This is a genomic window from Kitasatospora sp. NPDC059599, from assembly GCF_042735125.1.
Taxonomy (GTDB): domain Bacteria; phylum Actinomycetota; class Actinomycetes; order Streptomycetales; family Streptomycetaceae; genus Kitasatospora.
The window spans coordinates 1-17,848 of sequence record NZ_JBHWCL010000096.1 but is presented as its reverse complement, the minus strand read 5'-3'; the positions used below and the strand labels follow the sequence as shown (position 1 = coordinate 17,848).

Below are 17,848 nucleotides of genomic sequence, written 5' to 3'. Positions count from 1 at the left end.
AATCTAACAGGGCCCCCGCTCCGGCCCGGCACCGTCGGACGGATCCGTCCACGATCCGGACAGCCCGACGGACCCCGGGCACCCCCTCCGGCGGCCCGCGCCACCGGGGCGTCCGACGCGGCGTGACACGCCGGTCCGGGCCGCGGGCTGCCCGTAGTCTGGTGCGTGCATGACCGGAAGTGACCGCTCAGCTGTCCCCCAGTAATGGAGGTACCGATCGTGGCAACCACCCGCACCGCTCGTACGGCCTGGGAGGGCAACCTCCTCCAAGGGCAGGGCCAGACGACCTTCGTCTCGTCCGGGATCGGCACGTACCCGGTGTCCTGGCCGGCCCGCGCCGAGCAGCCCAACGGCAAGACCAGCCCGGAGGAGCTCATCGCGGCCGCCCACTCGGCCTGCTTCTCGATGGCCCTCTCGCACGGCCTGGCCGGGGCCGGCACCCCGCCCACCACGCTCGACACCCAGGCCGACGTCACCTTCCAACCGGGTGAGGGCATCACCGGCATCCACCTGAGCGTCACCGGCGTCGTGCCCGGCCTGGACGAGGCGGGCTTCGTCAAGGCCGCCGAGGACGCCAAGGCCAACTGCCCGGTCAGCCAGGCCCTGACCGGCACCACCATCACCCTTGAGGCCAAGCTGGCCTGACCCGTCCGGCCGCTTCCGCCGCCGCCCGGTTCTCCGCCCCCGTCCCGCCCCGGCGCGCAACCAGCGCCCGGGGGCGCGGCTTCGGCGCACGCGCCCCTGGCGCACATCATGTGATGTGTACCGGGGGCGTCCGCCTGTACCGCCACCCATGATCACAAAGCGGGCGAATCACCCTCGCGGCGGTCACCGCGCGTTGCCGTCGCGGCCTATGATCGGCCGAAGCGCCCTGTTCTTCACACGGGTCCCCGTGCGACAGCGCCCCACGGCGGGCGCCCCGCAGCGGACCGACTCCGAGGACCGCGACAGAGTGCGGAGCCGGCCGCCGGGATCCCGACAGACCGGCCGAACCATCGTCAAGCGTCAGCAGCGGACGGGAGCATGCCGTGCCGGGCCAGAACGAGGGGGCCGACGCACACCACCCGGGCGTGCGGCACGAGGAATCACCACGCCACCGCCGCCGGCACCTCGCCGCGCCGGTCCTCGCCCCGGCCACCGGACCGGCCCCCGGACCCACCCCCGGACCGGCCGCCGTTCCCGACGCCTGGGGGACGCCGGTCGAGCCCGAGGCGCTGCTCTGCCCCACCTGCTCGACCCCGCTCGCCGACGGCACGCACCGGGGCTCGGACGACCGGCCCGACCGGGCCGACGGCGGAGCCGACCGGCTGCTGGCCGCACTGCGGGCCAGCGAGTCCCGGTTCCGGGCCGCCTTCTGCGACGCGGTCATCGGGATGGCCCTGATCGACCCCGAGGACCGGATCATCGAGGTCAACCCCGCCTTCGCCGGCCTGATCGGACGGAGCGTCGGCGAACTGGTCCGCACCCACCTGCACGAGATCATCGACCCGGAGGGCATGCCGGACCGGCTGTTCTCCGAACTCGTCCGCGGGGAGCGGGAACGGTTCCGCGTGGAGAAACAGCTCAAGCACCGCGAGGGCCACGAGGTCTGGAGCAAGGTCACCGTCTCGCTGATCCGCGACGGCGCCGGGCAACCGCTCTACACCCTCGCGCTGGTGGAGGACATCACCGAACAGCGCCGGCTCGGCGACCGCCTGGAGTACCAGGCCCTGCACGACCCGCTCACCCGGCTGCCCAACCGGGCCTACTTCTTCGAACGGCTCGACGCCGCCTGCCTCTCCGTCACCGAGGAGCCCGCCCCGGGCCCGGCCGGCGGGGGGAGCCGCCGGGTCGGCGTCTGCTACCTGGACCTCGACGGCTTCGCCACGATCAACGAGGCTCTCGGCCACCGCATCGGCGACCAGTTGCTGATCGCCGTCGCCACCCGGCTGCGGCACGGCTTCGACGGGCACGACACCCACCTGGTCGCCCGGATGGGCGGCGACGAGTTCGCCGTCCTGGTCACCGACAGCCTGGGCAGCGAGCAGCTGACCGAACTGGCCGGCCGGATCCTGGAGGCGCTGGAGCGGCCCTTCGACATCGCCGGGCACCGGCTGGTGGTCACCGCCAGCGTGGGCGTGGTCGAACGCTCCGTGCACGAGACCACCCCGACCGACCTGGTCAAGGACGCCGACGCCACCCTCTACTGGTCCAAGGCCGACGGCCGCGCCCGCTGGACCCTCTACGACCCGGACCGCGGCGCCCACCAGCTCACCCGCCAGCTGCTCGCCACCGCGCTGCGGCCGGCCCTGGAGCGCGGCGAGTTCACCATCGAGTACCAGCCGCTGGTCGGCCTGGCCGACGGCGCCGTACACGGGGCCGAGGCACTGGTCCGCTGGCGCCACCCCCGCTACGGGACGCTCTCCCCGGACCGCTTCATCCCGCTCGCCGAGGAGTCCGGCGCCATCGTGCCGCTCGGGAAGTGGGTGCTGGAGGAGTCCTGCCGCCAGGCCCGGCAGTGGCTCACCGAGTTCCCGGACACCGAGACCTTCGTGAGCGTCAACCTGGCTGCCCGTCAGATCTGGGACTCCGACGTCGTCGCCGACGTCGCCCGGGCCCTCGACAGCACCGGCCTGCCCGCCCGGCTGCTCCAGCTGGAGATCACCGAGAGCGCCCTGCTCGGCCCCGGCGGACGCCCGCTGCAGGCCCTGCAGGCGCTCGCCGACATGGGCGTGCGGATCGCGATCGACGACTTCGGCACGGGCTACTCCAACCTGGCCTACCTGTCCCGGCTCCCGGTGCACGTGCTGAAGCTGGACGGCACCTTCATCGAGGGCTTCCGCGACCCGGCCCCCGCGGACCGGCCCGGCCTCCCCGCGTTCGACTCCCGCCGCAACGACGCCGACGAGCAGATCGTCGGCGCGATGGTGCAGCTCGCCCACACCCTCGGCCTGACCGTCACCGCCGAGGGCATCGAGAGCGCCGCCCAGGCCGAGCGGCTGCGGCTGACCGGCTGCGACACCGCCCAGGGCTGGTACTTCGCCCGGCCGGGCGAGGCCTCGCTGGTCGCCGCCATACTCCGCGAGGGCCGCCCCGCCCTGGACGGGCGGTAGCGGCAGGTCCGGGGTGCGGCGCCGGGCGGAGCACCCGCCGGGCGCCCGCCGTCACGCGCCGGCCGTCACTCCTCCGCCGTCAGGCCGTACGCCTCGGCGATCAGGCCGTAGGAGCGGAGCCGGGCCTCGTGGCCGTGGATGTGCGAGGTGACCATCAGCTCGTCCACCCCGGTCCGCTTGCGCAGGGCCTCCAGGCCGTCGGCGACCCGGCCCGGATCGCCCAGGACGACGTTGTCGAGCCAGCTGTCGACGAAGTCCGCCTCGACCGGGCTGTACGGGTACTGCTCGGCCTCCTCCGGGGTGGGGATCGGGCCGGGGTTGCCGCGCCGCAACCGGAGCATGCCGAGGGCCGCGGAGCGGGCGAGACGCCGGGCCGAGGGCTCGTCGTCGGCGGCGACCGCGCTCACGCCGATCAGCGCGTACGGCTCGGCCAGCACGGCGGAGGGGCGGAAGGACGACCGGTAGAGGTCCAGGGCCGGGAGGGTGTTGGTGCTGCTGAAGTGGTGGGCGAAGGCGAACGGGAGGCCGAGGCGGCCCGCGAGCCGGGCGCTGAAACCGGAGGAGCCCAGCAGCCAGATCGGGGGGCGCCCGTCACCCTTGGGGACGGCGGTCAGCTGGGCGTAGGGGTGGCCGGTGGGGAAGTCGCCGTCGAGGAAGTGGGTCAGCTCGGCGAGCTGCTGCGGGAAGTCGTCCGCGCCTTCGCCGAGGCCGCGGCGCAGCGCGCGGGCGGTGGCCGGGTCGGTGCCGGGGGCGCGGCCGAGCCCGAGGTCGATCCGGCCGGGGTGCAGGGCCTCCAGCAGGCCGAACTGCTCGGCGATGGTCAGCGGGGCGTGGTTGGGGAGCATCACGCCGCCCGAACCGAGCCTGAGCGTCGTGGTGTTGGCGCCGAGGTGGGCGAGCAGGACGGCCGGGGTCGAGCTCGCCACCCCGGGCATGCCGTGGTGCTCGGCCACCCAGAAGCGGTGGTAGCCCCACTGTTCGGCCCTGCGGGCCAGTTCGGTGGTGGCCGCCAAGGCCTCGGCGGGCGTGTGGCCGGCGCCGACGGTGGCCAGGTCGAGGATCGAGAGCGGGGCGGGTGCCGTGCCGCGGGCGGTGCCCCGGACCGCCGTGCCGGCCGGCGGCTCGGCCCCGTGCTCCTGCTGGTCCTCGGTGGTCATGCCGTCCGCCCTCCTGACCGGCTTCGGACCGGCCTTCGTGTGGCGACCGCACGGGTCTCGGACGGCCCGGCGGTCACTGCTGCCGACCGGGGTCAACCACGCCCGGGGGCTCGCTGTTCCCGGGGGCGGGATGCCGTTCGATGCCGGTCCGGGTGTGTTTCGGCCATTCCTCCCCGGACCACCGACCGAGCGTTCGGCTGACGGAGAGCCAGCGGACGGACACGTTCGGCGACTTCGCGCCGGTGCCGGACGCCGTCGGCGCCGGGGCTCGCGACGGGGTGCCGTGTCCGGCCGTCCGGTGAGGGGGGGGCGGATCGCCGGGCGGCATCCGCACCCCACCAGCAAGATCGTCGGACCGGTCCGGCTCCGGGCGGTCACCGCGAGCCCCCGCGGCACGGCACCCCGCCCCGGGGGCTCGTCCGGTCCGCGCGACGCCCGTGCGCGGGGGCGCCCCCTCGCCCCCGGTCCGCGCGCGCGGACCGGCGCTTCGACGGGCGGCCGGAACCCGTGGTCGTGACCTGCGGCATACCGGGGTGCTTCAGGGCATGAAAAGTCGAGGCGCTAGCGTTGACCCCTACAGCCACCTGCTCGCTCGGGCGGCGTGGAGGGAGTAAGGGCCTTGAACTTCGTGGCGGCGATCGGATCCTCGTGGATCTGCGCCCTGGCTCTGTTCGCCGTGCTCGGCGACGCCCTCCTCCCCTTCATCCCCAGCGGGACGCTGGTCATCCTGGCCGTGCTCAAGACGGCGCAGATCAACGGGGCCCCGCTGCTGCTCGGCCTCGGCGTGGCGGTGGCCTCCTTCCTGGGCGACGTCCTGCTGCTCCACTTGGCCCGTCGCGGCGCGCCGGTGCTGCACCGCCGGCTCGCCCGGCGGCCGAAGCTGGCGGCCAGCGTGGCCAGGGTCCAGGAGGTCCTGGTCGAACGCCCGCACGGCGCCGCCGCCGCGATGGTGGTGGTCGCGCGGTTCGTCCCGGCCGGACGGACCGTCCTCGACCTGGCCATCGGCCACTCCCCCGCCCATCCGCACCGCTTCCTGCACTGGTCGGCGCTGGCGGCACTGGTCTGGGCCGCCTACATCGTGACGCTGGGCTGGCTGAACAGCCACTGGTTCAACACGGCCTGGCTGAGCCTCGTGGTCTCCTGCGCGGCGGCCACCGCCATCAGCACCGCGATCGCGCGGATAGTGCGCCGCACCCGGCGGCTCGCCGCGCTCTGACCGGACCGTCCCGCGCGAGCGGCTCGCACCGGACTCGCCGCCCTCCGGCCGCCTTCGGTCGGTACGGCCCATCACGGGGCAAAAGTTTTCCCAAAAGGCCGACCAACCAGGCCGAACACCGACGAACACCCCCTGGATCCGGGCGGCCCGGCGGTACCGTACTGCGCGGGCCGCGAGGAGTGCGAAGCGTCACAGGACGGCAACAGACGACGGATCACTGCAGCCCAGCCCGATGCCCCCGACGTGTTGAGAGTTGTCGGAGCCCGACGGCCTTGGAGGCCGCTGTGGCGACATGACATGCTAACGGCGGAATATTCATCAATTGCCCGATTTGACCGGTGCGGCTGCGGGCCGCCCTCACCACCGGCATCGGCACCCAGGGGAGACCATGACCAGCATCTCGCGCAGGACGGTGCTCAGTGCAACCGCCGCGACCGCGGCCCTCGGCGCGGTCGCGGCCTGCTCCAGCGGCGGATCCGGTGCGGGCCAAGGCTCCGGCTCCGGCGGCTCCGGCGGCGCGGGTGCCACCCAGGGCGGCGGCACCAAGGGCGACCCGACCCAGGCCGTGGTCCCCAAGGGCACCCCGATCGGCGACGGCTCCAACGCGGACACCGGCCCGCAGCCGAACCAGCCCAAGCCCGAGAAGCTCAAGCCGGGCGAGCGGCCGCCGCAGTTCGTGGTGTTCTCCTGGGACGGCGCGGGCGGCACCGACGACAACCAGTTCCCCCGTTTCCTGAAGCTGGCCGAGCAGTACAAGGCCACGATGACCTTCTTCCTCTCGGGCATCTACGCCCTGCCCAAGACCAAGGCCGACCTGTACCACCCGCCGAAGCACTCGGTCGGAGCCTCCGACATCCCGTACCTGTCGGACGGCGCGGTCAAGAGCACGCTCAAGCTCATCAGCCAGGCCTGGCTGGCCGGACACGAGATCGGCACCCACTTCAACGGGCACTTCTGCTCCAGCCGCCCCGACAAGAACGGGGTCAACATGTGGACCCCGGACGACTGGCAGAGCGAGATCGACCAGGCCATCGGGTTCGTCACCCAGTGGCGCACCAACACCGGCTTCACCGACGTCGACCCGCTCCCCTTCGACTACAAGAAGGAGCTCATCGGCGGTCGCACCCCGTGCCTGGAGGGGCAGAAGGCGCTGCTGCCGACCATCGCCAAGCTCGGCTGGAAGTACGACGCCAGCTCCTCGGGCGGCCTCCAGATCTGGCCGCAGAAGGTCCAGGACGGCAAGGTCTGGGACTTCCCGCTGCAGTCCATACCCTTCCCCGGGCACACCTTCCAGGTCCTGTCGATGGACTACAACATCCTGGCCAACCAGTCCGGCGGCAGCACCAAGGGCGACCCGGGGAAGTACGACGAGTGGCGCACCCAGGCCGCGAACTCCTACCAGGCCGGCTTCGACCGCGCGTACAACAGCAACCGCGCGCCGTTCTTCGTCGGCAACCACTTCGAGCAGTGGAACGGCGGCATCTACATGGACGCCGTCGAGCAGACGCTCAAGGCGATCGCGGGCAAGCCGGACGTCCGGCTGGTCTCCTTCAAGCAGCTGGTCGAGTGGCTGGAGGTGCAGGACCAGTCCACCCTGCGCAAGCTGCGTTCGCTCAACGTCGGCCAGGCCCCGGCGGGCGGCTGGGAGACCTTCCTCGGCACGGCCGGCTGACGCACCGCCGGGCGGAGGAGCAGGCACCGCCCGGAAGTTGTGCGGCGCGGACGACGCGGTCGACGCGGTCGCGGGCGGGACGGTACGGCCGGCGGGGTTCACACCCCGCCGGCCGCCGTCGTTCCGGGGCCGTGGCCGTGACCGGGACCGGGGCCGTGACCGTGACCGGGGCAGCCCGGGGCTTGAGCGCCCCTGGCCGGACCGGACCGGCTACCCCGCCCCGCGGCGGGGGTGTCCGCCAGGAGGCTGCGGACGATGCGGTCGGCCCCGGCCTCGCCCCAGAGGATCGAGTAATGGTTGGTGCCCGGCACGGGCTCGGCCGGAACCCGTTCCCGGTCCAGCCCGGCCAGCCCGATCCGCCGGTGGTCGTAGAGTCCCTGCGGCTCGTCGAGCAGGCCGCGCTCCGCCCAGAGCAGTTCGGCCGGGCAGGGCAGCCGGTGCACGGCGGCGGCCGCCTCCTGGTCGAGGAGGACCTGGGCGCCGTCGGTCCGCACGGCCTCCGGCACGCAGGAGGAACGCAGATCGGGCACCTCGCCGACGAGGTCGCGCTGGGTGTAGGCGTCGATCCCCTCGGACCACGCACCGCCGAAGGCCGGGTGCCGGCGCCAGAACTCCCGGTAGGCGTCGTGGTCCGGGAAGGTCATGGACAACCGGGTCAGCGCGGGGCCGAGCACCGCGGCCAGGGCGTCCTCCGCGGGGACGCCCTCCGGCAGCGGGAAGGTCACGGCGCCGTCCACCAGCAGGACGCGGCGGACGAGCCGGGGGTGCCGGACGGCCGCCAGGGCGGTGACCCAGGCCCCCATCGAGTGACCGACGACGACGGCGGGCCCCGCGCCGAGCGCCGTGATCAACGCGGCCACGTCGTCGGCGTGCCGGGCCAGCCCGTACGGTCCGGCGACCGAGCGGCTGGCACCGCGGCCCCGCAGGTCCGGCGCCAGCAGGGTGACCCGCCCGGCGAGCCGCCGGGCGACCTCGTACCAGGCGAGGCCGTTGGCGGTGATGCCGTGCACCGCCACGACCGTCGGCGCCCCCGGGTCCTCGGCGGGCCAGCGCAGGACGGTCAGGCCCCCGCCGGGCACGGGGACGCTCGACTCCTCGGGTTTCAGCGGCGACTGGCTCACGCGGGGGTACCTCCGGTGGGACGGGCGGTCCGGACGCCGGCCGGCATCCGGGCGGAGCGGGCGGCACGGATGCGGGCGGGCGGCTCCGGCCGGGCCGCCGGTCGGGGAGGCGGTCCGGTGGGGGCTGTCGAGCCGCGCACGGGGACCGGCTCCTCAGGGTACGGCGGGGCGGATGCCGGAACCGTACGTGTGCGGGGGGATCGACGACATGTGGCCGAACGACGCATCAGCACGGCGGGATGTGGATCCGGCCGCCATACCGCCGGCGACCGGCACCACCTCCCCGGCGCCGGCCCTCGGCCCGTGCAACGCCCTGGCGGCCCGGACCGCACGGGAGTTGCGCGACGGACGGTACGTGAACCCGGGCGTCGGCCTGCCCACCCCGGTCCCCGGCCACCTGCCGACGGGCGTCGAGGAGCTGTCGCGTCCGGCGACCGGACGGGGAGTCTCCGGGGGGCGGGCGAGGGGCGGAGCGGTATCGCGCGGTCCGGTCGGTGGCGAATTCGTGGCAATAGCATCAACGGCCGCCGGAATGGCCGGGAACTGTGGCATCTTCACGCTCGTGCCGTGACGATCCCCCCGGTCGGTTGCGATCACCGTTACGCTCAGGGAGAGTTGAGGACTCCGGGGATCCCGACGTGACCGGAGGGGAAGCCGGAATGCGCTCCGGGATCCCGCATTCGGGGCCGCCGTGCCGGCGCGCGGCCGAACCGGTCGCACACACTGGATGTGCCGGAGGCCGGATGTGCCGTGCCGCCCGGGAACTGCCGGAAAGCCACAGTTCACCGGGCAGTGTTCCGTCCGGACGGCACGGACGATCCCGACGGCATGGACGGCGCCGGGTCGGGACCACGCAAAGCCCAGCAATGCCCAGCAAAGCCAAGCAATGCCGAGCAGTGCCCAGCGAAGCCGAGCGAATGCCCAGCGAAGCGGAGCAAGCGAAGCAAGGCGCGGAACTCCGGGGGGAAACAGCCATGACCACGCCGTTCTCACGACGGAAGGGCGTCGGAACGGCCCGCGGGCGAGGTGCCGGGCGGCTCGACGAGGCCGCCCTGAGCGAGTTACCCGTACCCGAAGCCCCCTACGACTACGGCCACTTCAGCCGCCTGGCCGGCCCCGCACACGATCCGGACGAGGACGACGACCTCGGCGGCGGGGTCTACCGCCCCGAGCCGCCGGTACACCTCCCCGCAGCGGGCACCCACCCCCCGGCGGCCGCCCACCCCGCGGGCACCCACCCCGCGGGCACCCACCCGGTGGCCCGGGCGTCCGGGTCCTGGCCCGAAGCGCCCCCGCCCGCTCCTTGCGCCGCCCCCTACCGCGTCCGGTACCGCAGCCTGCTGCGTCGCGAGCCGCACCGGATCCGGGCGGCCCTGTTACTGACGGCCGCCCCCGTGGTGGAGGCGGTGCTGCTGGTCTGGCTGCTGCTGCCGGAGCACTGGCCGGAGCGGCTGGACGAGACGAACTCCCTGGTGCTGCTCGGCGACAAGGTGATGATCGGGATCATCGCCGTGGTCGAGGTGTTCCGACTGGTCAACGTGGTCTCCAACACCCACGCCACCCTGGTCGCCCGCGACCCGATCCCGGTGACCCCGGAGCCGGGCACCCGGGTCGCCTTCCTCACCACCTGCGTGCCGGGCAAGGAGCCGCCCGAGATGGTCCGGGCCACCCTGGTCGCGGCCCGCGCGGTGCGACACGAAGGACCGTACGACGTCTGGCTGTTGGACGAGGGAAACGATCCTGCAATGCGGGCGCTCTGCGGCGAGCTGGGCGTCCGCCACTTCACCCGCGCCGGCCGCCCGCACTGGAACCGCCCCGAGGGCCGGTTCCGCGCCAGGAGCAAGCACGGCAACTACAACGCCTGGCTCCAGGCCCACGGCGACGACTACGACTTCTGGGTGTCCGTCGACACCGACCACGTTCCGCTGCCCGACTTCTGCGAGCGCATGCTCGGCTACTTCCGCGACCCCGACGTCGCATTCGTGGTCGGGCCCCAGGTGTACGGGAACTACCGCAGCTCGGGCTCGGCCGTCACCAAATTCTCCGAAAGCCAGCAGTACCTCTTCCACGCCCTCATCCAACGCGCCGGAAACCGTTACGGCGCGCCCATGTTCGTCGGCACCAACAACGCCGTCAGAATCCGCGCACTCCAGTCGATCGGCGGGTTGTACGACTCCGTCACGGAGGACATGGCGACCGGTCTGGAGTTCCACCGGAGCCGGAACCCGGAGACCGGGGACCGCTGGAAGTCCGTGTACACCCCGGACGTGCTCGCCGTCGGTGAAGGGCCGTCCTCCTGGACCGACTTCTTCTCCCAGCAACTGCGCTGGAGCCGGGGCACCTACGAAACGCTGCTCACCCAGTACTGGCGGGTGTTCCGGCAGCTCTCGCCGGGCCGGCTGCTCAACTACTCGCTGATGGTCGGCTTCTACCCGATGGCCGCACTCACCTGGCTGCTCGGCGGCCTGTCCAGCGTGCTCTACCTGGGCTTCGGCGCCTCGGGCGTCCACGTCTCCTCCGAGATCTGGATGATGCTCTACAGTGACGCCGCCGCGCTCCAGCTGCTGCTGTACACCTGGAACCGCAAGCACAACGTGAGCCCGCACGAGCCCGCGGGCTCCTCCGGGGTCGCCGGGATGGTGATGTCGGCGCTCTGCGGCCCGGTCTACGCGGCCTCGCTGCTGCAGGCCCTGGTGCGCCGCCGCAGCCGCTTCGAGGTGACCCCGAAGGGCCGCTCGGCCAGCACCGACCGCCTCGGCACCTTCCGCTACCACCTGTTCTGGACGCTGGTGTTCGGCGGCGCGATCGCCGCCTCCTACGTCACCGGCTACGACCACGTCGCGATGCGCACCTGGGCCTGGATCGCCCTGGCGCTGACCCTCCTGCCGGTCCTGATCCTGGCCGGTGACGCCGTGCGCCGCCGCCGCACCCGGCCCACCGCGACCCTCACCGTCACCGGCGGTCCGGCGACGGCACCGAAGGTCCTCCTGGAGAAGCGCCGTCCGCGCCACGCCCGCGACCCCCGGACACGGCAGTACACGCAGGACGGACAGCAGCCACCCTTCCCCCTCCCCGCACCCGACCGGGCCGAGAGCGGCACCCCCATCCACTGAGGGAGCACCCACCGTGAGGATCCACCAGACCGGCCGCACCAAGCGCCTCGCCCTCGGCAGCACCGTCGCGCTGGCGGTGGCCGGAATGAACGCGCCGGCCGTCCTCGGCTTCGCGAGCCGGCAGTACCACCACTACGTGGTCAACCAGCCCGAGTACAAGGCCCGGTACGGACACTGGCAGACCCTGACGCTGCCCGCCGCGTTCCGGGTCAACGCCGTCCACGCCACCCTGCTGCGCACCGGAAAGGTCCTGATCGTGGCCGGCTCCGGCAACGACGAGAAGCAGTTCGACGCGGGCACCTTCAAGAGCCTGCTCTGGGACCCGGCGCAGAACAGCTACAAACCGGTGCCCACCCCGGCCGACATGTTCTGCGGCGGCCACACCTCGCTGCCGGACGGCCGGGTCCTGGTGGCCGGCGGCACCCAGCGGTACGAGAAGCTGGCGGGCGCGGTGAAGAAGGCGGCCGGCGTCATGCAGGTGCGCAACGAGAGCCCGGAACACGACCGGACCTTCCCGAAGGGCACCGTCTTCGTCGCCCCGAACGGCCGCGAGTACGCCACCACCGTCCAGGTGACCGTCCCGGCCGCGACCAAGAGCGGCTCCGGCAAGCAGACCGTCGTCACCGCCGGGCGGCAGCACGTGTTCGTGGAGGCGGTCGGCACCGGGCCCGACTACGTCGTCCCCTCCCCCGCCCAGTACCGGATCAAGGGCCTCGGCGGGGCCGACGCCCACGACCTCTACGGGCAGAGCGACAAGCTGACCCTGGACAAGCAGGAGTACCAGGGCATCCGCTCCGCCTTCGAGTTCAACCCGGACACCGAGCTGTACGAGCCGGTCACCGACATGGCGCACGCCCGCTGGTACCCGACGCTGACCGGGCTGGGCGACGGCCGGGTGGTCACCGTCTCCGGGCTGGACGACACCGGCGAGATCCTCGACGGCAACAGCAACGAGGTCTACGACCCGAAGGGGAAGACCTGGACCAAGGCCCCCGACCGCTACTTCCCGACCTACCCGGCGATCTTCCTGACCGCCTCCGGCAAGCTCTTCTACTCCGGTTCCAACGGCGGCTACGGCCCCGCCGAGAAGGGCCGCGTGCCCGGTGTGTGGGACCTGTCGGACAACGGCTTCCAGCCCGTGCCCGGCCTGCGCGACCCGGAGCTGACCGAGACCTCCTCCTCGGTGCTGCTGCCGCCCGCGCAGGCGCAGAAGGTGATGGTGCTCGGCGGCGGTGGCGTCGGCGAGTCACCGCTGTCCACGGCCCGCACCGACATCGCCGACCTCTCCGTCGCCGCGCCCTCCTTCGCCCCGGGCCCGGACCTGCCCGCCGGCGGCACCCGCTACCTCAACAGCGTGATCCTCCCGGACGACACCGTCCTCACCACCGGCGGCTCCAGCGGCTACCGCGGCCGGGGAGAGAGCGACCTGCTCAAGGCGCAGGTGTACCACCCGGACTCCAACAGCTTCACCACCGCCGCCGAACCGACCGTCGGCCGCGACTACCACTCGGAGGCGCTGCTGCTGCCGGACGGCCGGGTCGCCGTGCTGGGCTCCAACCCGCTCTTCGCGGACAAGGCCGAGACCCAGCCGGGCGGCTTCGAGCAGCGCATCGAGATCTACACCCCGCCGTACCTGTACCGCGGCGACCGCCCGCAGGTCGGCGCCGCGCCGCAGGCGGCGAAGCTCGGCGGCACCGTGAACGTGGGCACCTCCCGGCCGGACGCGGTCGCCACCGCCAAGCTGATCCGGCCGAGCTCCGTCACCCACGTGACGGACGTCGAGCAGCGCTCGGTGGCCCTGGACATCACCGGCCGGACGGCGGACGGCGTCTCGCTCTCCCTCCCCGGCAACCCGAACCTGCTGCCGCCGGGCTGGTACATGCTGTTCCTGACCGACGCCGCCGGCACCCCGTCGGTCGCCCACTGGATCCGGGTCGACGGGTGACCCGGGGCGGGGCCGGCGGCCTCAGCGCGCCCGCCGGGGCGGGGCCGGCGTCCTCAGCGCGCCGCCTGGGCCAGCCCGAGCGCGTACGGCAGCCAGAACTCGCCCGCCCGGGGCTCGCCGCGGCCGCAGTCGCCGTCCGACTCCCCCGGGTTCTTGATCCACAGGTAGGCGTCCACCCCGGGGCGGCCCGTGTCGGCGGTCGGCCGCTCACCGAGCGCGCGCCCCGGCGGGTTGCACCAGGAGTCGCCGCCCAGCGCGCCGTTGCCGCTGCGGCTGGTGTCGACGACGAAGGGCTTGCCGCCCAGCGCGGCGGAGAGCCTGGCGCCGTACACCGCGTTCCGGTCGGTGTCGTAGAAGTTGGCGACGTTCACGGCGAAGCCGTCCGCCGCGGCGATGCCCGCCTTGCGCAGGGCGGTGGCCAGCTCGTCCGGGTCCTGCGCCCAGCCGGGGTTGCCCGCGTCCACGTACACCCGGACGTTCGGACGCTTCTTCAACTCCTGGACGGCGAAGGCGAGCAGGCCGTACCGCTCGGCGGCCAGATCGCCCTTGACGCCGCAGGTGTCCAGGGTGTGCGCGACGGCGTCCGGCTCCAGCACCACCCACGCGCTGCGGTCGCCGAGGGCCTGCGCCACGCCGGTGATCCAGGACCGGTAGGCCGCGGCGTCGGGGGCACCGCCCGCCGAGTACTGCCCGCAGTCCCGGTGCGGGATGTCGTACGCGACGAAGACCGCCGTCCGGCCCGCCTCGGCGGCCCGCCGGCTCACCTGCTCGGCGATCTCCCTGGCGCCCTGCTCACCGAGCCACTGCGAGGAGGGCTGGGAGGCGATCCGCAGCAGCGTGTCGGCCTCCGCCGTCCGGCCCTGGCCACGCAGCGCGGCCACCTGCCGCGCGGCGTTGGTCCGGTCGGAGACGTAGAAGGTCTGCCCGGGCAGCTGGGCGAGGCCACCGGGCCCGTCGGCCGGACCCGCGCCGGTGGCGCCGCCGGTGGCCGCGGCGGTCGGGGAGACGGGCGCGGCACCGGGCCCGCCGCCGTCCGCACCGCTACAGCCGGCCACGGCCACCAGCACACCGGCCAGCAGCGCCCGCACGGCCCACCGGGGAGCACCCGCCCACCGAAACGTCCTCGACCGCCCCAGCCCGTGCACGTACCGCCCCTCCCGGAACCGGTCCGGCGACCGGTCGGCACCAGCTAAGCACACCCGGCACCGGCCGACGGCCACCGGCGGTGAACGCCAAGTGGCCCTGGGCGAACGGGAGATCGAACCCGTCCGGCCCACGGCCACCCCGCGCTCGGCGCGGCTCGGGCCCGGCCCCGCTCGGCCCCGCTGCGTGTTCGGCCTGCTGTGTGCTCAGCCCTGCTTCAGGTCCGGCACCCGCCAGTCGATCGGCTCGCCGCCGAAACCGTCCAGCGCGGCGTTGATCTGCGAGAACGGACGGCTGCCGAAGAACAGCTTGGCGGACAGCGGCGACGGGTGCGCGCCCTGCACCACCACGTGCTTCTCGGTGTCGATCAGCGGCAGCTTCTTCTTCGCGTAGTTGCCCCACAGCACGAAGACCACCGGCTCCTCGCGCTCGCTCACCGCCTTGATCACCGCGTCGGTGAACTTCTCCCAGCCCTTCGCCTTGTGCGAGTTGGCCTCGTGCGCGCGGACCGTGAGCACCGCGTTGAGCAGCAGGACGCCCTGCTCGGCCCAGTGCATCAGGTAGCCGTTGTCCGGGGCCGGAACGCCCAGGTCGGCGTCCAGCTCCTTGAAGATGTTGCGCAGCGACGGCGGCGTCCTGGTGCCGGGGAGCACCGAGAAGCTCATCCCGTGGGCCTGGCCGTTGTCGTGGTACGGGTCCTGGCCGAGCACCAGCACCCGGACCTTGTCGTACGGGGTGGCGTCGAGCGCGGCGAACTCCTGGCCGCTCGGCGGGAACACCTCGTGCTCCGCGCGCTGGGCCGCCACGAAGGCCTCCAGCTCCGCGAAGTACGGCTTCTCCGTCTCGGCACCCAGCACCCCGCGCCAGGACTCGGGCAGCTCCAGCCCGCCGCCCTCGCCGGCCTCGACCACGCCCGCCTCGACCGTGTCCGTCACGACATCTACCTCCCACACCGCGGCTGTTGCGCCGCACGCCCTCTTTCACCCCGAACGCTACACAGGCCCACCGACAGCCCGCTCCACAGGAGCGGCTGCGGGGGCACCCGCCGGAGCGACGTCGGCTCCGGGTCCGGGACCAGGACCGGCTTCGGGACGGGGACCGGCTCCGGTTTCGGGACCGGGACCGGCCTCGGGACCGCGAGCAGGCCCGGGACCGGCCTGCCGGGTGGCGTCCCGGGCCGCGCGTTCCACCCGCCGGTGCTCCAGCACGTTCAGCGCCACCAGCAGCACCGCCAGCGTCGCCAGCACCACCAGCGCCGGCAGTCGCACCATCGCGGGCACCAGCACCAGCACCACGCCCGCCGCGACGATCCGGGTCGTCGCGACCTGGCGGAACATCATCCAGCGCGTGTACCCGAAGGTCAGCAGGTACAGGCCGCACCCGCCGTACAGCAGCGCCACCGCCCCCGGTCCGAGCGCCTGCCACGGATCCGCGACCGTCTCCCCGAAGCCGACCGCGACCCCGATCACCCCGGCGACCAGCGCCAGGTGCCCGTACTGGAAGATCCGCCGGACCATGTCCCGGCGCGAGTCGGCGATCACCACGGCGTGCCGCATGGCGTCCGCTGCGTACACGAAGTACTGCCACCACAGGCCCGCCGAGATGGTGAACGCGACCGCGACGGCGGCGAGTTCGGCGGCGTCCAGCCGGACGGAGGCCGCCGTGCCGCCGATCCCGACGATCGACTCGCCGAGCGCCACCAGCAGGAACAGCCCGAACCGCTCCGGCATGTGCGCCGGGTGGTAGGCGACCTTCGCGAGCCGCCGCCGGAACACCAGCGGCGCGGCCAGGTCGCAGGACGCGGCCACCGCCCACAGCGCCAGCCGCGGCCCGTCCGGCAGCAGTCCGCCCGCCACCAGCAACGGCCCGCTGACCAGCACGCCCACCCCGTACGGGCCGCGCCAGACGCCCGGGACGCGCACCAGCAGGAGCAGCAGCACCACCCGGGCCAGCCAGTACCCGGCACCGAGCAGCACGCCCCGGCCGCCGTACGCGCCCGGGACCGCGAGCGCCATGAACAGGCCCGCCAGGCCGACCGCCAGGATGCCCAGGCGGTCCCGCAGGTTGTCCACGTCCCGGATGTTGGCCTGCACGGTGGTGCCCACCCAGCACCAGTACACCGGCACGAACACCACCAGCGCCCGGACCAGGCCGGCCCCGTCGTGGTGGTGGTGCAGCAGGCCGGAGACCTGGGTGATCGCGAAGACGAAGACCAGGTCGAAGTAGAGCTCCGCCCAGGTGACCCGCTTCTCCTCCGGGCCCGACGGATCCGGACCCGCCGGATCCGGACCCGCCGGTTCACGACCCACCGATTCACGACCCACCGGCTCACGACCTCCCGGTTCCGGTGATACCCCCGTCGTGCTCATCCGCGCCCCGCCTCCCCGCAAGCCGAAAACCACGAAACGGGCCCCGTCCCGGCGAACGGCCGGAACGGGGCCCGCGACAGCACCGCAGAGGTTAGACCAGCTCGACCAGGTCCGCGATCGACGTGACCACGCGGGTCGGCCGGTACGGGAAGCGCTCCACGTCGGCGGCGGAGGTCAGGCCGGTGAGCACCAGGATGGTCTCCATGCCGGCCTCCATGCCCGCGACGATGTCGGTGTCCATCCGGTCGCCGATCATCACGGCGGTCTCGGAGTGGGCGCCGGCGGTGTTCAGCGCCTCGCGCATCATCAGCGGGTTGGGCTTGCCGACGAAGTACGGGTCGACGCCGGTGGCCTTGGTGATCAGGGCCGCGACCGAGCCGGTGGCCGGCAGCACGCCCTCGGGGGAGGGGCCGGTCTCGTCCGGGTTGGTGCAGATGAACCGGGCGCCCTGGTTGATCAGGCGGATCGCCTTGGTGAGCGCCTCGAAGGAGTAGGTGCGGGTCTCGCCGAGGACCACGTAGTCGGGGTTGTTGTCGGTCAGGACGTAGCCGGCCTGGTACAGCGCGGTGGTGAGCCCGGCCTCGCCGATCACGTAGGCGGTGCCGTTCGGGCGCTGGCTCTTGAGGAACTTCGCGGTGGCCAGGGCGGAGGTCCAGATGCACTCTTCCGGCACCTCCAGGCCCATCCCGGCCAGGCGGGCGCTGAGGTCGCGCGGGGTGTAGATCGAGTTGTTGGTGAGGACCAGGAAGGGCTTGCCGGATTCCCGCAGCCTGCGCAGGAACTCCTCCGCCCCGGGAATGGGGGTGCCCTCGTGGATGAGGACCCCGTCCATGTCGGTCAGCCAGGACTCAATGGGCTTGCGGTCTGCCACGTGCGTGTCTCCCGGAGTGTTGCAACGTCTTGCGTCGTGCGAGGGCCCTGACGCGGCACAGCCTAATCCGCACACCTGGCCGACGGCAGCACGTCCCGCCCACCGGAACAGCGCCGACGCGTCCTCCCGCGGCAGCCGGGAGGACGGGT

Annotated in this window: 12 protein-coding genes; 6 read left to right on the top strand and 6 right to left on the bottom strand. The window is 73.3% G+C overall.

What is annotated here, in order from left to right; all coding sequences use genetic code 11:
- The first annotated feature begins 219 nt into the window (after positions 1-219).
- Positions 220-645: an OsmC family protein gene (locus tag ACFV04_RS28425; RefSeq protein WP_380533430.1), complete on the top strand. Its 426-nt coding sequence runs from the start codon at positions 220-222 to the stop codon at positions 643-645.
- Positions 646-1,028: 383 nt separating this feature from the next.
- Positions 1,029-3,092 carry a putative bifunctional diguanylate cyclase/phosphodiesterase gene (locus ACFV04_RS28420; RefSeq protein ID WP_380533428.1) on the top strand — a complete coding sequence of 688 codons (2,064 nt, stop codon included), beginning with the start codon at positions 1,029-1,031 and terminating at the stop codon, positions 3,090-3,092.
- Between the two features lie 65 nt (positions 3,093-3,157).
- On the opposite strand, the gene ACFV04_RS28415 is transcribed toward ACFV04_RS28420, so the two are convergent.
- Positions 3,158-4,249, bottom strand: coding sequence for an LLM class flavin-dependent oxidoreductase (locus tag ACFV04_RS28415; protein ID WP_380339225.1), 1,092 nt, complete (start codon positions 4,247-4,249; stop codon positions 3,158-3,160).
- 628 nt (positions 4,250-4,877) lie between these two features.
- Here ACFV04_RS28415 and ACFV04_RS28410 point away from each other — a divergent pair.
- Positions 4,878-5,465, top strand: coding sequence for a DedA family protein (locus ACFV04_RS28410; protein WP_380339503.1), 588 nt, complete (start codon positions 4,878-4,880; stop codon positions 5,463-5,465).
- Between the two features lie 388 nt (positions 5,466-5,853).
- On the top strand, positions 5,854-7,137 hold the full coding sequence (locus tag ACFV04_RS28405; protein ID WP_380533426.1) for a hypothetical protein: 1,284 nt from the start codon (positions 5,854-5,856) through the stop codon (positions 7,135-7,137).
- A gap of 98 nt (positions 7,138-7,235) precedes the next feature.
- On the opposite strand, the gene ACFV04_RS28400 is transcribed toward ACFV04_RS28405, so the two are convergent.
- A complete protein-coding gene (locus ACFV04_RS28400; RefSeq protein ID WP_380339231.1) occupies positions 7,236-8,258 on the bottom strand; it encodes an alpha/beta fold hydrolase in 1,023 nt (340 codons plus the stop codon).
- A 974-nt stretch (positions 8,259-9,232) separates the two neighbouring features.
- Between ACFV04_RS28400 and ACFV04_RS28395 the strand changes: the two genes are divergently transcribed.
- Together ACFV04_RS28395 and ACFV04_RS28390 are read left to right on the top strand one after the other, a co-directional pair.
- On the top strand, positions 9,233-11,371 hold the full coding sequence (locus ACFV04_RS28395) for a glycosyltransferase family 2 protein (RefSeq protein WP_380339234.1): 2,139 nt from the start codon (positions 9,233-9,235) through the stop codon (positions 11,369-11,371).
- 13 nt (positions 11,372-11,384) lie between these two features.
- A complete protein-coding gene (locus ACFV04_RS28390) occupies positions 11,385-13,316 on the top strand; it encodes a galactose oxidase-like domain-containing protein (RefSeq protein WP_380339237.1) in 1,932 nt (643 codons plus the stop codon).
- A 53-nt stretch (positions 13,317-13,369) separates the two neighbouring features.
- Here ACFV04_RS28390 and ACFV04_RS28385 read toward each other — a convergent pair whose 3' ends face one another.
- From ACFV04_RS28385 to ACFV04_RS28370, 4 genes are all read right to left on the bottom strand, one after another.
- Complete coding sequence (locus ACFV04_RS28385) at positions 13,370-14,404, bottom strand: glycoside hydrolase family 6 protein (RefSeq protein ID WP_380533423.1); 1,035 nt, start codon at positions 14,402-14,404, stop codon at positions 13,370-13,372.
- A 261-nt stretch (positions 14,405-14,665) separates the two neighbouring features.
- Positions 14,666-15,394, bottom strand: coding sequence for a uracil-DNA glycosylase (locus ACFV04_RS28380; protein ID WP_380339241.1), 729 nt, complete (start codon positions 15,392-15,394; stop codon positions 14,666-14,668).
- Between the two features lie 57 nt (positions 15,395-15,451).
- A complete protein-coding gene (locus ACFV04_RS28375) occupies positions 15,452-16,768 on the bottom strand; it encodes a low temperature requirement protein A (protein ID WP_380533421.1) in 1,317 nt (438 codons plus the stop codon).
- Between the two features lie 151 nt (positions 16,769-16,919).
- Complete coding sequence (locus ACFV04_RS28370) at positions 16,920-17,699, bottom strand: HAD-IIA family hydrolase (RefSeq protein ID WP_360253248.1); 780 nt, start codon at positions 17,697-17,699, stop codon at positions 16,920-16,922.
- Positions 17,700-17,848: the final 149 nt, after the last annotated feature.

What these genes read in the sequence shown, in the direction of transcription:
- ACFV04_RS28415 (WP_380339225.1), bottom strand. Translation starts at nt 4,249, where the DNA reads ATGACCACCGAGGACCAGCAGGAGCACGGGGCCGAGCCGCCGGCCGGC.
- ACFV04_RS28405 (WP_380533426.1), top strand. Translation starts at nt 5,854, where the DNA reads ATGACCAGCATCTCGCGCAGGACGGTGCTCAGTGCAACCGCCGCGACC.
- ACFV04_RS28395 (WP_380339234.1), top strand. Translation starts at nt 9,233, where the DNA reads ATGACCACGCCGTTCTCACGACGGAAGGGCGTCGGAACGGCCCGCGGG.